Origin of the sequence: Pseudomonas sp. IT-P395 (assembly GCF_949767675.1) — a bacterium.
Lineage (GTDB): Bacteria > Pseudomonadota > Gammaproteobacteria > Pseudomonadales > Pseudomonadaceae > Aquipseudomonas.
The window spans coordinates 263786-276991 of the sequence record NZ_CATKPW010000059.1 but is presented as its reverse complement, the minus strand read 5'-3'; the positions used below and the strand labels follow the sequence as shown (position 1 = coordinate 276991).

The following is a 13206-nucleotide window of genomic DNA, read 5'->3' as shown; positions in this document are numbered from 1 at the left end:
CCGTCTATTCTTGTGCCTGCCCGCCGTTATCCAGCCTCAACGGAGAGCTCCCCCCATGACCGATTCCCTCGAGCGCGACGAACGCCATCTGGCGCGTATGCAGCGCAAAAAAGCCGTGATCGACGAACGCATCGCCAACTCGCCTGACGAGTGCGGGCTGGTGCTGGTGCTGACCGGCAATGGCAAAGGCAAAAGCAGCTCGGCGTTCGGCATGCTCGCCCGCGCCATGGGCCACGGCATGCAGTGCGGCGTGGTGCAGTTCATCAAGGGCCGCAACAGCACCGGCGAAGAGCTGTTTTTTCGCCGCTTCCCTGAGCAAGTGCGCTTTCATGTGATGGGCGAGGGCTTCACCTGGGAAACCCAGGATCGTCAGCGCGACATCGCCGCCGCCGAAGCCGCGTGGGCCGTGTCCCGCGAACTGCTGCGCGATCCGTCGATCGGTCTGGTGGTGCTCGACGAACTCAACATCGCCCTCAAACATGGTTACCTCGATCTCGATCAGGTGCTCAGCGATTTGCAGGCGCGTCCGCCGATGCAGCATGTGATCGTCACCGGTCGCGCGGCCAAGCCGGAAATGATCGAAATGGGCGACACTGTGACTGAAATGGGCATGCTCAAACACGCCTTCCAGGCTGGCATCAAAGCGCAGAAAGGCGTCGAACTTTGAATCAGCCACGTCACTGCCCGGCGGTGCTCATCGCCGCGCCGGCTTCCGGTCAGGGCAAGACCACCGTCACCGCCGCACTGGCCCGTTTGCATCGCAATCAGGGGCGCAAGGTGCGCGTGTTCAAATGCGGCCCGGACTTTCTCGATCCGATGATTCTCGAACGCGCCAGCGGTGCGCCGGTGTATCAACTGGACATGTGGATGGTCGGCGAGCAGGAAAGTCGTCGTCTGTTGTGGGAAGCCGCCAATGAGGCGGATCTGATTCTGATCGAAGGCGTGATGGGCCTGTTCGATGGCACGCCGTCCAGCGCCGATCTGGCGCGGCACTTCGGCGTGCCGGTGCTCGGCGTGATCGACGGCACGGCCATGGCGCAAACCTTTGGTGCGCTGGCGCTGGGCTTGGCGAAGTATCAGCCGGACCTGCCGTTTGCCGGTGTACTGGCTAATCGCGTCGGCACCTTGCGGCATGCGCAATTGCTCGAAGGCAGCCTCACGGAAGGTTTGCGTTGGTATGGCGCGTTGTCCCGTGAGACCGGTATCGAACTGCCGAGTCGTCATCTCGGCCTGGTGCAGGCCAGCGAACTGAATGACCTCGATGTGCGTCTCGATGCCGCCGCCGATGCATTGGCCAGCAGTTGCGAGGTAGCGCTGCCACCGGCCGTGGAATTCGCCGCGCCTGATGTGATCGCTGTAGAGCCGCTGCTGAAGAATGTGCGAATCGCCGTTGCCCGCGATGAAGCGTTTGCCTTCACCTATGGCGCGAGTCTCGATCTGTTGCGGGCGATGGGCGCCGAGTTGAGTTTCTTCTCGCCGATCCGCGACACGCAATTGCCTGAGGCGGACAGCCTGTATTTGCCCGGTGGGTATCCGGAATTGCACCACGTTGCGTTGTCGCAGAACACCGCGATGCTGGAGGCGATTCGTGCGCATCACGCAGCGGGCAAACCGTTGCTCGCCGAATGTGGCGGGATGCTGTATTTGCTGGATTCTTTGACTGACGTTGAAGGCACTCGCGCTGAGCTGGTCGGGCTGCTTAAGGGCGACGCGGTGATGCAGAAGCGTCTGGCTGCACTGGCGCTGCAAGCAGTGGATTTGCCGGAAGGATCGTTGCGTGGGCACACTTATCATCATTCGTTGACGACGATTGAGCTGACGCCGATTGCGCGTGGCTTGAGTCCGAATGGCGGACGCGGTGCTGAGGCGGTTTATCGTGAGGGGCGGATGACGGCCTCTTATGTGCACTTCTACTTCCCGTCGAGTCCCGCGGCTATCGCAGCATTGTTTGCACCCGACCTCCATGCCGCCATCGCTGGCAAGCCAGCTCCCACAGTGGGCGGTGAGCTTCCTGAAGAAATGCAATCCCCTGTGGGAGCTGGCTTGCCAGCGATGGGGCCATGACAGACAACGCATTTTCCGAAGCCGAACGCCAAGCGGTCTACAAAGCCATCGCCGAACGCCGCGACATGCGCCATTTCACCGGCGGGACCGTCGAGCCGGAATTGCTGCGCCGACTACTGGAAGCCGCTCACCAGGCCCCAAGCGTCGGCCTCATGCAGCCGTGGCGCTTCATCCGCATCAGCGATAGAACCTTGCGCGGCCAGATCCAGAACCTCGTGGAAGAAGAACGCATCCGCACCGCAGAAGCCCTCGGCGAGCGCAGTGACGAGTTCATGAAACTCAAGGTCGAAGGCATCCATGACTGCGCCGAAGTGCTGGTCGCCGCACTGATGGACGATCGCGAAAAACACATCTTCGGTCGCCGCACGCTGCCGGAAATGGACATGGCCTCGCTGTCCTGCGCGATTCAGAATCTGTGGCTGGCCTCGCGCGTCGAAGGTCTGGGCATGGGCTGGGTTTCGCTGTTCGAGCCGCAGGCACTGGCGGATTTGCTGAAATTGCCCGCAGGCGCCAAACCTCTCGCCGTTTTGTGTCTGGGCCCGGTCAAGGAATTCTATCCGGCGCCGATGCTGGTACTCGAAGGGTGGGCGCAGGCGCGGCCGCTCAATGAGTTGCTGTATGAAAATTATTGGGGAGTGAGTCAATGAGTGTGGCGTTGTTGAGTGTCGCCGCGGTCGCGCTGGATGCGCTGCTCGGTGAACCGAAACGCTGGCATCCGCTGGTGGCGTTCGGCAATTTCGCCGGGCGCATCGAGCAACGTTTCAACGCCGGTGGTCGTGGCTGGCGCAGTCATGGCGTTACAGCGTGGGTGATCGCGGTGCTGCCGCTGACCTTGCTCGCCACCGCATTGTCCTGGGCGCCGTACGTGGGCTGGGTCGTCGAGATTCTTGCATTGTATTGCGCCCTCGGCATGCGCAGCCTCGGCGAGCATGTCGCGCCGGTGGCCGCTGCTTTGCGCGCAGATGATCTGGACGAGGCGCGCAAACGCGTGGGCTATCTGGTCAGCCGCCAGACCGATGAACTCGACAGCACCGCCGTCGCCCGCGCCGCCACCGAGTCGGTGCTGGAAAACGGCAGCGATGCGGTGTTTGCCGCGCTGTTCTGGTTTGTCGTGGCGGGTGCGCCGGGCGTGGTCCTCTATCGCTTGAGCAACACGCTCGATGCGATGTGGGGTTATCGCAACGAACGCTTCGAGCGCTTTGGTTGGGCTGCGGCGAAAATCGACGACGTGTTGAACTACATTCCTGCGCGTCTGGTGGCGTTGACCTACGCGCTGCTGGGTAAAACCCGACTCGCGTTGAAGTGCTGGCGCACACAGGCGCCGAAGTGGGACAGCCCCAACGCCGGTCCCGTGATGGCTGCCGGGGCCGGTGCCTTGGGCGTGGAGCTGGGCGGCGCGGCGATCTATCACGGCGAACTTCACGACCGTCCGCAACTCGGCGAAGGGCAACCGGCCGATGCCGATTCCATCGACCGTGGCTGGCAATTGGTTCAGCGCGGCGTATGGTTATGGCTGCTGATTCTCTGCGTGGGGGCTGAATTCTATGCTTGAGCACGGTGGCCGGCTGCGCAAGGCTGCACTCGATTACGGCATCGCTGAAGCTGACTGGCTCGACCTGTCCAGCGGTCTGGCGCCGTGGCCGTTTCCGATCCCGGAGATCCCGCTGCGCGCCTGGGCACGCTTGCCGGAAACCGATGACGGTCTGGAGCAAGCTGCGTGTGATTACTACGGTGCTGCGCAAGTGCTGCCGGTGGCGGGTTCGCAGATGGCCATCCAGTTGTTGCCGCGTTTGCGTCGTGCCGGCAAGGTCGGTGTGTTGTCGCCGTGTTATGCCGAGCATGCCGAAGCCTGGCGCCGCAGCGGTTACATCGTGCGCGAAGTGCTGGAGCAGGAAGTCGAGTTCTTTCTCGACAGCCTCGACGTGCTGGTGGTGGTCAACCCGAACAATCCGACCGGCCTGAGCCTGACCCCGGCACGATTGCTCGACTGGCACGCGCGGCTTGCCCGGCGTGGCGGCTGGCTGGTGGTCGATGAAGCCTTCATGGACAACACGCCGCAGTTGAGTCTGGCACCGCATGCCCATCAAGTCGGGCTGATTGTGTTTCGTTCGTTCGGCAAGTTTTTCGGTCTGGCCGGGGTGCGTCTGGGCTTTGTGCTGGCCGAGCGCAAGTTGCTCAAGCTGCTCGCCGAACAGGTCGGGCCTTGGGCGGTGAGCGGGCCGACGCGGGTGCTTGGCCAAGCGTGTCTGCAAGACACCGAAGGGCACACACGCCAACGGATTCGCAGCGATGAAGCCAGTGAACGACTGGCAGCGCTGCTTGAACGCTACGGCTTCAAGCCGCAGGGCGGTTGCGCGCTGTTCCAGTGGCTGATCACCGAACACGCCGAGGCGTTGCACGCGTTCATGGCCCGTCGCGGCATCCTCCTGCGCATCTTTACTCACAACAGCAGTTTGCGTTTTGGCCTGCCTGCCGACGCGGCTGAAGAGGCGCGTCTGGAACACGCTTTAATCGCTTTCGCCAAGGATCACGCATGACCACCCTGATGGTGCAAGGCACCACCTCCGATGCCGGTAAAAGCACACTGGTGACGGCGCTGTGCCGCTGGGCGACGCGTCAAGGCGTGGCGGTCGTACCGTTCAAGCCACAGAACATGGCGCTCAACAGTGCTGTGACCGCCGACGGCGGTGAGATCGGTCGCGCGCAAGCGGTGCAGGCGCAAGCGGCATTCCTCGATCCACACACCGACATGAACCCGGTACTGCTCAAGCCCAACAGCGACACCGGCGCGCAAGTGATCATCCACGGTCGCGCGGTGACGTCGATGAACGCCGTGGCGTATCACGACTACAAAGCCATCGCGATGAAAGCAGTGCTCGCGTCCCACGAGCGGCTCAGCGCTGCGTATCCGCTGGTGATGGTCGAAGGCGCGGGGTCGCCGGCGGAGATCAATCTGCGCGCCGGTGACATCGCCAACATGGGCTTTGCCGAGGCGGTGGATTGCCCGGTGCTGCTGATTGCCGACATCAATCGCGGCGGGGTTTTCGCGCATCTGGTCGGCACCCTGGAATTGCTCTCGCCGAGCGAACAGGCGCGGGTCAAGGGCTTCATCATCAACCGTTTTCGCGGTGACATCGCCTTGCTGCAACCGGGTCTCGACTGGCTCGAGCAACGCACCGGCAAACCGGTGGTGGGCGTGTTGCCTTATGTGATGGATCTGCACCTTGAGGCCGAGGACGGCATTGATCAACGCCAGACCGACAAGGCCGAACAAGTGCTGAAAGTGGTGGTGCCGGTGCTGCCGCGCATCAGCAATCACACTGACTTCGATCCACTGCGTCTGCATCCCCAGGTCGATCTGCAATTTGTCGGGCCAGGGCAGGCGATTCCGGCGGCTGACCTGATCATCCTGCCGGGCTCGAAGAGCGTGCGTAGCGATCTGGCCTACCTGCGCGCCAGTGGCTGGGATGCGGCGATCTCTCGGCACTTGCGTTACGGCGGCAAGGTGCTGGGGATTTGCGGCGGTCTGCAGATGCTTGGCGAGCAGGTGCATGATCCGCTCGGCCTCGAAGGTGCGCCGGGCACGAGTGCCGGTTTGGGCTTGTTGGCGTCGGAAACCACGCTTGAGGCCGAGAAGCAGTTGCGCAATGTGCGCGGACGATTGGTGCTGGAAGATGCCGACGTCAGCGGCTATGAAATTCATGCCGGCGTGACCAGCGGACCGGCGTTGGAAAACGCTGCGGTGCATCTGGATGACGGCCGTTGCGACGGTGCGCAGAGTGCTGACGGGCAAGTGTTCGGCACCTACTTGCATGGCTTGTTCGAATCGCCGACGGCGAGTGCGGCGTTGCTGCGCTGGGCCGGGTTGAGCGATGTGCAGGCGGTGGATTATCACGGCTTGCGCGAACGCGATATCGAGCGGCTGGCGGATCTGGTGGAGAAGCATCTGGATACCGAGTTGTTGCGACAGCTCTGTGGGATTTGAGGTGAATTTAATGGCCTCATCGCGAGCAGGCGAAGGCCTACAGGGTTATGTGTTTTACACAAAACTCTGGGTTGCTCGAGATCCCTTGTAGGAGTGAGCCTGCTCGCGATAGCGCCTATGGCTTCAACACATAATTTTCAGGATGTCCCCCATGCTCCAACTGATCCTCGGCGGCGCCCGCTCCGGCAAAAGTCGTCTGGCCGAAAAACTCGCCAGCGACAGCAACCTTTCGGTCACCTACATCGCTACCAGCCAACCTCTTGATGGCGAGATGAGCGACCGCGTCGCCCATCACCGCGCGCGCCGACCTGCCGAGTGGGCGCTCATCGAAGAGCCGCTGGAACTTGCTCGCGTCCTGCGCGAATCCGCCAGCGCCGAGCGTTGCCTGCTGGTCGATTGCCTGACGCTGTGGCTGACCAATCTGCTGATGCTCGATGACGCCGAACGCCTCACCGCCGAGCGCCAAGCCTTGCTCGACTGCCTGGCGTCCTTGCCGGGTGAAATCATTTTTGTCAGCAACGAGACCGGAATGGGTGTCGTGCCGCTGGGCGAATTGACTCGCCGTTACGTCGATGAAGCCGGTTGGCTGCATCAAGCTCTGGCCGAGCGCTGTCAGCGTGTTGTCCTGACCGTCGCCGGCCTGCCCCTGACTCTGAAAGGACCTGCGTTATGACTCAATCCTGGTGGCTGAACCCGTGCAAACCAGTCGACATCAATGTCGTTGAACAAGCGGCGGCGCGGCAGCAGCAACTGACCAAACCGGCCGGTTCGCTCGGTCGACTGGAATCGGTAGCGGTGCAACTGGCCGGTCTGCAAGGCCAGGTCAAACCGACGCTGGCGCAGGTGTGGATCGCGATTTTTGCCGGTGATCACGGCGTGGTGGCTGAAGGTGTTTCGGCGTTCCCGCAAGAAGTCACCGGGCAGATGCTGCTCAACTTTGTCAGCGGTGGCGCGGCGATCAGCGTGCTGGCGCGTCAGCTCGGCGCGCAGCTGGAAGTGGTCGATCTGGGCACGGTGAATCCAGCGCTGAACCTGCCGGGTGTGCGCCATTTGAACATCGGCGCGGGCACGGCGAACTTCGTGCAGGGCGCGGCGATGACTCAGGCCCAGGGCGAGCAGGCATTGCAGGCGGGTCGCGACAGTCTGCTGCGCGCAAAAGTGGCGGGCGCGCAGTTGTTCATTGGTGGCGAAATGGGCATTGGCAACACCACGGCAGCGAGTGCCTTGGCCTGTGCCTTGCTCGATTGCCCGGTGGCGCATCTGACCGGTCCCGGCACCGGACTGAATGCCGAAGGTGTCAGCCACAAGGCGCAAGTGATCGAGCGGGCGCTGGCATTGCACGCCGCACAGCGTAGCGATGCGTTGCAGACCCTGTTCAATCTGGGTGGTTTTGAAATCGCCGCGCTGGTCGGTGCCTATCTGGCCGCGGCTCAAGAAGGTGTTGCGGTGCTGGTCGACGGCTTTATCTGCACGGTCGCGGCGCTGGTCGCGGTGCGCTTGAATCCGGCCTGCCGCGAGTGGTTGTTGTTCGGTCATCGCGGTGCCGAGCCGGGCCATCGCCATGTGCTGGAAACCCTACAGGCCGAGCCGTTGCTGGAACTCGGCCTGCGTCTGGGCGAGGGCAGTGGCGCGGCGCTGGCGGTGCCCTTGTTGCGTCTGGCCTGTGATCTGCACGGGCAGATGGCGACGTTCGCTGAAGCGGCGGTGGCGGATCGTCCGGCATGACTTTAAATCTGGATCTGCTGCGCCATGGTGAGACTGAACTGGGCGGTGGCCTGCGTGGCAGTCTCGATGATGCACTGACCGAAAAGGGCTGGGCGCAGATGCGTGCGGCGGTGGTCGACAGCGGGCCATGGGATCGTCTGGTCAGTTCGCCGTTGCAGCGTTGCGCTCGCTTTGCCGCCGAACTGGGTGAGCAGTTGGATCTGCCAGTGCAATTGGACAAGGATCTGCAAGAGCTGCATTTCGGCGCATGGGAAGGGCAGAGCGCAGCGGCGTTGATGGAGACGGATGCCGAGGCCTTGGGGCTGTTCTGGGCTGATCCGTATTCCTTTACGCCGCCGCAGGGTGAGCCGGTCAGCGAGTTTTCCTCGCGAGTATTGGCAGCGGTTGCGCGCCTGCACACTGCATACGCCGGTGAGCGGGTTTTGCTGATCAGTCATGGCGGCGTGATGCGTCTGCTGTTGGCGCAAGCGCGAGGGCTGCCACGCGAACAACTGCTCAATGTTGAAGTCGCTCACGGCGCGTTGTTTGCACTGAAGGTTGAACCCGGTGGTTCGCTCAAGGAAGGTCACTGACATGTTGCCGCTGTGGATCGCCCTGCAATTTCTCAGTAGCCTGCCGATTCGTTTGCCGGGGATGCCTGAGCCGGAACAGCTTGGGCGATCGCTGCTGTTTTATCCGCTGGTGGGGCTGTTGTTCGGGCTGATCCTGTGGGCGCTGAATCTTGCCTTGAGCGGCGCGCCGTTGCTGCTGCATGCGGCGTTGCTGCTGACGGCGTGGGTGGTGCTCAGCGGCGCACTTCACCTGGATGGTCTGGCCGACAGCGCCGATGCCTGGCTCGGCGGTTTTGGTGATCGCGAGCGTACGCTGACGATCATGAAAGACCCGCGTAGCGGGCCGATTGCGGTGGTCACGCTGGTGTTGGTGTTGTTGCTCAAGTTTGCTGCGCTGCTGGCGCTGATCGAACAGCAGCAAGGTCTGGCACTGATCATCGTGCCGTTGCTCGGGCGTGCGGCGTTGCTCGGGTTGTTTCTGACCACGCCCTATGTGCGTGCGGGCGGATTGGGACAGGCGTTGGCGGATCATCTGCCGCGCAAGGCCGGTTGGTGGGTGCTGGGCTTGAGTGCTCTGGGCTGCGTGTTTATCGCCAGGTTTGGCGCTGTTGTTGCGTTGGTGATTTCGGTCGTTGTGTTTGTCTGGCTGCGGCAGGTGATGATGCGGCGGTTGGGTGGGACGACAGGCGATACGGCGGGGGCGTTGCTGGAATTGCTGGAGATGGTGGTGCTGGTGGGATTGGTTTTGGTCTAAGAGATTATTGCTGGATGGGCTGGACCCATCGCGAGCAGGCTCACTCCTACAATTTGAAATGCATTCCCCTGTAGGAGTGAGCCTGCTCGCGATAGCGGTGTGTCAGGCGCCACAAATGTCATGGGTAAACTCATCTGTAACTTGATTTAACACAGTCGCGGGTATATACACGCATCATGCTTCCTTCTCAGTGTTTGTGCACCAACCTGCGTCGCGCCGCTCGTGGCGTCAGCAGGCATTACGACGGCGCTCTCGACGGCTTCGGGATCAACGTTGCCCAGTATTCTTTGCTGTGCAACCTGCAGCGTCTGGATCAACCGAGCATCTCGGAACTCGCCGAGGCGATGGGTCTGGACCGCAGCACCCTCGGGCGCAATCTGCGGGTGCTGGAAGGCGAGGGGCTGGTGGCGCTGGCCGAAGGCGAGGACATGCGCAATCGCATCGTCAAGCTCACCGAAACCGGCGTGCAACGCCTGGCAGCGGCACTGCCGGCCTGGGAAGCGGCGCAGCAGCGGTTGATCGACCGACTGGGCGCCGAGAAGCGTGAAACCTTGCTCAGATTGCTGGATGAACTGGCCTGAGGCCGGTTTTTTCCAAACTCAAGCGGGTATATACCCGCAAGCGGAGAACAATAATGACATCGATGTGGCGTACGTGCGGTTGGGTGTTGGTCGGGAGTGCGCTGATCCTGGCGTTGTCATTGGGCGTGCGGCATGGTTTCGGCTTGTTCCTGTCACCGATGAGTGCGCAGTTCGGTTGGGGGCGTGAAGTGTTCGCCTTTGCCATTGCCTTGCAGAATCTGATCTGGGGCCTGGCACAACCGTTTACCGGCGCACTGGCTGACCGTTTCGGCGCGGCAAAAGTGGTGCTGGTCGGTGGGGTCCTCTACGCGGCGGGCCTGGTGTGCATGGGCCTGTCTGATTCGGCGGTGACGCTGTCACTGAGTGCCGGTCTGCTGATCGGTATCGGTCTTTCGGGCACTTCGTTTTCGGTCATTCTTGGTGTCGTGGGTCGTGCTGTGCCGCCAGAGAAACGCAGCATGGGCATGGGTATCGCCAGCGCCGCCGGTTCTTTCGGCCAGTTCGCCATGTTGCCGGGCGCGCTGGGCCTGATCGGCTGGCTCGGCTGGTCGGCCGCGCTGCTGGTGCTGGGCCTGCTGGTGGCGCTGATCGTGCCGCTGGTGAGCATGCTCAAGGACAAGCCGCTGCCGGTGCTTGGCCATGAGCAAACCTTGTCCGAGGCCCTGCGCGAAGCCTGTTCGCATTCGGGTTTCTGGTTGTTGGCGTTCGGCTTTTTTGTCTGCGGTTTTCAGGTGGTGTTCATCGGTGTGCACTTGCCTGCGTATCTGGTCGATCAGCATCTGCCCGCCAGTGTCGGTACCACGGTGCTGGCGCTGATCGGGCTGTTCAATATTTTCGGCACTTACACTGCCGGCTGGCTGGGCGGGCGCATGTCCAAACCCCGTCTGCTGACAGCGTTGTACCTGTTGCGCGCGGTGGTGATTGTGCTGTTTCTGTGGCTGCCGGTGACGACCATGTCGGCGTACCTGTTTGGCATGGCCATGGGCTTCTTGTGGCTGTCGACGGTGCCGTTGACCAACGGTACGGTGGCGACCTTGTTTGGTGTGCGCAACCTGTCCATGCTCGGTGGCATTGTGTTCCTGTTTCATCAGCTCGGCTCATTCCTGGGCGGCTGGCTGGGCGGGGTGGTGTATGACCGAACCGGGAGTTATGACTTGATCTGGCAAGTGGCAATTCTGCTGAGTCTGCTGGCGGCCGCGCTGAACTGGCCGGTGCGCGAACGACCGGTCGCGCGTCTGCAAACCGCAGCGAGTGGCGTATGAGCCGATTCTGGCCACGATTGGCCATCACCGCACTCGGCGCTGCATTGCTGGCGCTGGTGTGGTGGGGCTGGCATCAGGGTGGCCTGGCGTTGATGCAGTTGGGCATGAGCATTTGCTAGAAACAGGCATGACGAGTAACGTCAAACTCTGACGACTGCTCAAGGATGCTCGACATGCTGATGCGCTGGTGTGCTGTTCCCGCGTTGCTGATGGCGTTGACTGGTCTGGCCCAGGTCGCCGACTGTCCCGAATTGCTGCAAGGCTCGCTGCCCAAACTGCGAGCCAAGGAATCCATCGATCTGTGCAAGCAGTACGCCGACAAACCGTTGGTGGTGGTCAACACCGCAAGCTTCTGCGGTTTCGCGCCGCAGTTCGAAGGCCTTGAGGCGCTGCATAAGCGCTACGAAGGGCAAGGGCTGGAAATGCTCGGCGTGCCTTCCAATGACTTCAAGCAGGAGTCAAAGGACAGCGCCGAGACCGCCAAGGTCTGTTACGCCAATTACGGCGTGACGTTCGCCATGACCGAGCCGCAGAAGGTTCGTGGTGATGATGCTACACATCTGTTCCAGGTGCTGGCCGCACAGAGCAGCGCACCGAAGTGGAATTTCTACAAGTATGTGGTCGATCGCCAGGGCAAGGTGATCGCCAATTTCTCCAGCCTGACCAAGCCCGATGATCCGGAATTTATTGCCGCGATCGAAAAGGCGATTGCCTCGAAACCCTTGAAGCCCTGATCTGTAGGAGCTGCGGCACGCTGCGATCTTTGATTTTAAAAAACAGATCAAAAGATCGCAGCCTCGTTGCACTCGACAGCTCCTACAGGTCGCACAAATTTCAGGCATAAAAAAGCCCCGCCTCTGCAAAGAGAGCGGGGCTTTTTGTGGGCGAGGGATTAGCCTCGCCGCGCAGCATCAGAAGCGGTAGGTCGCGCCGACACCGAAACCGTTTGCCGAGTTTTCATACTTCGAGTTGTAGCTCTGGCCACGATCGTTCTGGTTGCGGATGTTGACCGACTCTTCCTTCAGGTACGAGTAGGCCACGTCGATGGTCAGATCTTCGGTCGGGCTCCAGCCGGCACCGATGCTGAAGATCGTCCGGTCGCCGGTAGGAATGCGTGGCGAGCGGTCGACGTTGTTGGTCGGCGACTGGTCGAAAGTCAAACCGGTACGCAGTACCCATTCCTTGTTCAGCTGGTACGAAGTACCCACGGCGTAAGCCCAGGAGTCGTGCCAGTTCTGGTCTTCGGTGATCTCGCCGAACTGACCGGCCAGCAGCGGCTGCACACCGGAGTTCTTGACGGTGATTTTCTCCAGCTGGCTCCAGCGGGTCCAGGTAGTACCGGCATAAACGTTCCAGCGATCGTTGATCGCCTGGGTTACCGAGAGGTCGACCGATTCAGGGGTAGTGATCTTCAGCGAAGCGTCGTACTTCTGGTTGGCGCCCACACCGACCAGGGCCAGTGCGCCGTAGTTGACCTTGGTGTCGCCTTCGAGCTTGTAGTCGACTTTCGAGTGGTACGTCAGACCGACGCGAGTGCTGTCGGTGGCTTGTACCAGCAGGCCGACGTTGTAGCCCAGTGCGGTGTCGTCACCCTTGATCTTGACCTTGCCGTCCGGCAGGGCTTGAGTGATCGACAGGTTGGACTCCAGCGAGCCGTCAATGCGGTTGATGGTTGGACCGAAACCGATCGATACCTTATCGTTGAAGGCGTAGCTGACGGTTGGCTGGAAGGTGATCACTTGTACTTCGGACTTGCTGCCGAAGTAACGGCCGGCAAAGCCTTTTTCGTAGTCGGTAATCAGGCCGAATGGCACGTACACGCCAAGGCCGAATGCCCAATGATCATCGATCGGTTTGACGTAGAAGCCCATAGGTACTGAGGTGAAGGGCACCATGTCGCCTTTGTTGCTGCCGCCGTTAGGGCTGGAGCTGGCATCGCTGATATCGGTTTTTGCATCGAGGAATGCAACGCCGCCAGTGACTTGTTCGCGCTTGAGTCGCGACATGCCGGCAGGGTTGCCATAAACAGTGCTTGCGTCGTCGGCAGAAGAAGATCGCCCAGCGTAACCAGTGCCCATCCCGCTGATGCTGTGTTCGTTGATGGCAAAGCCAGCTGCGAAGATCTGGGTGGATGCCATGGTAACGGCGAGGCTAAGGGTGGTTTTGAGCATGACTTTTTTCATTATTAGAACTCCTGGTGATCACCGGGGCGAAAATTACCAACATTTTCGCCCCAGCGCTATAGTCCGTATGCCTTGAGTTAGAGCGGTTTTGTAGGACAATC

At 61.4% G+C, this 13206-nt stretch carries 15 protein-coding genes; 14 read left to right on the top strand and 1 reads right to left on the bottom strand.

Features of this window, described 5'->3' with window-relative positions:
- The first annotated feature begins 55 nt into the window (after nucleotides 1–55).
- The 14 genes from cobO to ACM6IN_RS26440 all read left to right on the top strand — a co-directional run bounded on the left by cobO (nucleotide 56) and on the right by ACM6IN_RS26440 (nucleotide 11656).
- The gene (cobO, locus tag ACM6IN_RS26505) at nucleotides 56–667 is read left to right on the top strand and encodes a cob(I)yrinic acid a,c-diamide adenosyltransferase (RefSeq protein WP_414916988.1); all 612 of its coding nucleotides are present in this window, start codon (nucleotides 56–58) and stop codon (nucleotides 665–667) included.
- On the top strand, nucleotides 664–2064 hold the full coding sequence (locus tag ACM6IN_RS26500) for a cobyrinate a,c-diamide synthase (protein ID WP_414916987.1): 1401 nt from the start codon (nucleotides 664–666) through the stop codon (nucleotides 2062–2064). The genes cobO and ACM6IN_RS26500 overlap by 4 nt, the downstream gene beginning before the upstream one ends.
- Entirely contained in the window at nucleotides 2061–2711 is a 651-nt protein-coding gene (bluB, locus tag ACM6IN_RS26495) for a 5,6-dimethylbenzimidazole synthase (protein WP_123374669.1), read from the top strand. The genes ACM6IN_RS26500 and bluB overlap by 4 nt, the downstream gene beginning before the upstream one ends.
- Nucleotides 2708–3616 (top strand): adenosylcobinamide-phosphate synthase CbiB, encoded by a 909-nt coding sequence (gene cbiB / locus ACM6IN_RS26490; RefSeq protein WP_007919815.1) that lies wholly within the window; start codon nucleotides 2708–2710, stop codon nucleotides 3614–3616. The genes bluB and cbiB overlap by 4 nt, the downstream gene beginning before the upstream one ends.
- Nucleotides 3609–4601 (top strand): threonine-phosphate decarboxylase CobD, encoded by a 993-nt coding sequence (gene cobD, locus ACM6IN_RS26485; protein WP_414916986.1) that lies wholly within the window; start codon nucleotides 3609–3611, stop codon nucleotides 4599–4601. The genes cbiB and cobD overlap by 8 nt, the downstream gene beginning before the upstream one ends.
- A complete protein-coding gene (locus ACM6IN_RS26480) occupies nucleotides 4598–6049 on the top strand; it encodes a cobyric acid synthase (RefSeq protein WP_414916985.1) in 1452 nt (483 codons plus the stop codon). Before cobD ends, ACM6IN_RS26480 begins: the two co-directional genes overlap by 4 nt.
- Nucleotides 6050–6200: 151 nt before the next feature.
- Nucleotides 6201–6722, top strand: coding sequence for a bifunctional adenosylcobinamide kinase/adenosylcobinamide-phosphate guanylyltransferase (cobU, locus tag ACM6IN_RS26475; protein ID WP_123374673.1), 522 nt, complete (start codon nucleotides 6201–6203; stop codon nucleotides 6720–6722).
- Nucleotides 6719–7774, top strand: coding sequence for a nicotinate-nucleotide--dimethylbenzimidazole phosphoribosyltransferase (gene cobT, locus ACM6IN_RS26470; RefSeq protein WP_007919800.1), 1056 nt, complete (start codon nucleotides 6719–6721; stop codon nucleotides 7772–7774). The genes cobU and cobT overlap by 4 nt, the downstream gene beginning before the upstream one ends.
- Complete coding sequence (cobC, locus tag ACM6IN_RS26465) at nucleotides 7771–8346, top strand: alpha-ribazole phosphatase family protein (protein ID WP_414916984.1); 576 nt, start codon at nucleotides 7771–7773, stop codon at nucleotides 8344–8346. Before cobT ends, cobC begins: the two co-directional genes overlap by 4 nt.
- Before the next feature lies 1 nt (nucleotide 8347).
- The gene (locus ACM6IN_RS26460; protein ID WP_414916983.1) at nucleotides 8348–9079 is read left to right on the top strand and encodes an adenosylcobinamide-GDP ribazoletransferase; all 732 of its coding nucleotides are present in this window, start codon (nucleotides 8348–8350) and stop codon (nucleotides 9077–9079) included.
- A gap of 176 nt (nucleotides 9080–9255) precedes the next feature.
- Complete coding sequence (locus ACM6IN_RS26455; RefSeq protein ID WP_007919794.1) at nucleotides 9256–9660, top strand: MarR family winged helix-turn-helix transcriptional regulator; 405 nt, start codon at nucleotides 9256–9258, stop codon at nucleotides 9658–9660.
- Between the two features lie 53 nt (nucleotides 9661–9713).
- On the top strand, nucleotides 9714–10922 hold the full coding sequence (locus ACM6IN_RS26450; protein ID WP_414916982.1) for an MFS transporter: 1209 nt from the start codon (nucleotides 9714–9716) through the stop codon (nucleotides 10920–10922).
- Nucleotides 10919–11041, top strand: a complete 123-nt coding sequence (locus tag ACM6IN_RS26445; RefSeq protein ID WP_007919790.1) for a hypothetical protein — start codon at nucleotides 10919–10921, stop codon at nucleotides 11039–11041. The genes ACM6IN_RS26450 and ACM6IN_RS26445 overlap by 4 nt, the downstream gene beginning before the upstream one ends.
- A gap of 60 nt (nucleotides 11042–11101) precedes the next feature.
- Nucleotides 11102–11656 (top strand): glutathione peroxidase, encoded by a 555-nt coding sequence (locus tag ACM6IN_RS26440; protein WP_414916998.1) that lies wholly within the window; start codon nucleotides 11102–11104, stop codon nucleotides 11654–11656.
- A gap of 177 nt (nucleotides 11657–11833) precedes the next feature.
- Here the strand turns inward: ACM6IN_RS26440 and ACM6IN_RS26435 are convergent, their stop codons facing one another.
- On the bottom strand, nucleotides 11834–13105 hold the full coding sequence (locus ACM6IN_RS26435; RefSeq protein ID WP_007919786.1) for an OmpP1/FadL family transporter: 1272 nt from the start codon (nucleotides 13103–13105) through the stop codon (nucleotides 11834–11836).
- Nucleotides 13106–13206: the final 101 nt, after the last annotated feature.

Bases quoted from the DNA above. Each gene is read 5' to 3' on its own strand.
- cobO (WP_414916988.1), top strand. From the start codon at position 56: ATGACCGATTCCCTCGAGCGCGACGAACGCCATCTGGCGCGTATGCAG.
- bluB (WP_123374669.1), top strand. From the start codon at position 2,061: ATGACAGACAACGCATTTTCCGAAGCCGAACGCCAAGCGGTCTACAAA.
- cbiB (WP_007919815.1), top strand. From the start codon at position 2,708: ATGAGTGTGGCGTTGTTGAGTGTCGCCGCGGTCGCGCTGGATGCGCTG.
- cobD (WP_414916986.1), top strand. From the start codon at position 3,609: ATGCTTGAGCACGGTGGCCGGCTGCGCAAGGCTGCACTCGATTACGGC.
- ACM6IN_RS26480 (WP_414916985.1), top strand. From the start codon at position 4,598: ATGACCACCCTGATGGTGCAAGGCACCACCTCCGATGCCGGTAAAAGC.
- cobU (WP_123374673.1), top strand. From the start codon at position 6,201: ATGCTCCAACTGATCCTCGGCGGCGCCCGCTCCGGCAAAAGTCGTCTG.
- cobT (WP_007919800.1), top strand. From the start codon at position 6,719: ATGACTCAATCCTGGTGGCTGAACCCGTGCAAACCAGTCGACATCAAT.
- cobC (WP_414916984.1), top strand. From the start codon at position 7,771: ATGACTTTAAATCTGGATCTGCTGCGCCATGGTGAGACTGAACTGGGC.
- ACM6IN_RS26460 (WP_414916983.1), top strand. From the start codon at position 8,348: ATGTTGCCGCTGTGGATCGCCCTGCAATTTCTCAGTAGCCTGCCGATT.
- ACM6IN_RS26455 (WP_007919794.1), top strand. From the start codon at position 9,256: ATGCTTCCTTCTCAGTGTTTGTGCACCAACCTGCGTCGCGCCGCTCGT.
- ACM6IN_RS26450 (WP_414916982.1), top strand. From the start codon at position 9,714: ATGACATCGATGTGGCGTACGTGCGGTTGGGTGTTGGTCGGGAGTGCG.
- ACM6IN_RS26445 (WP_007919790.1), top strand. From the start codon at position 10,919: ATGAGCCGATTCTGGCCACGATTGGCCATCACCGCACTCGGCGCTGCA.
- ACM6IN_RS26440 (WP_414916998.1), top strand. From the start codon at position 11,102: ATGCGCTGGTGTGCTGTTCCCGCGTTGCTGATGGCGTTGACTGGTCTG.
- ACM6IN_RS26435 (WP_007919786.1), bottom strand. From the start codon at position 13,105: ATGAAAAAAGTCATGCTCAAAACCACCCTTAGCCTCGCCGTTACCATG.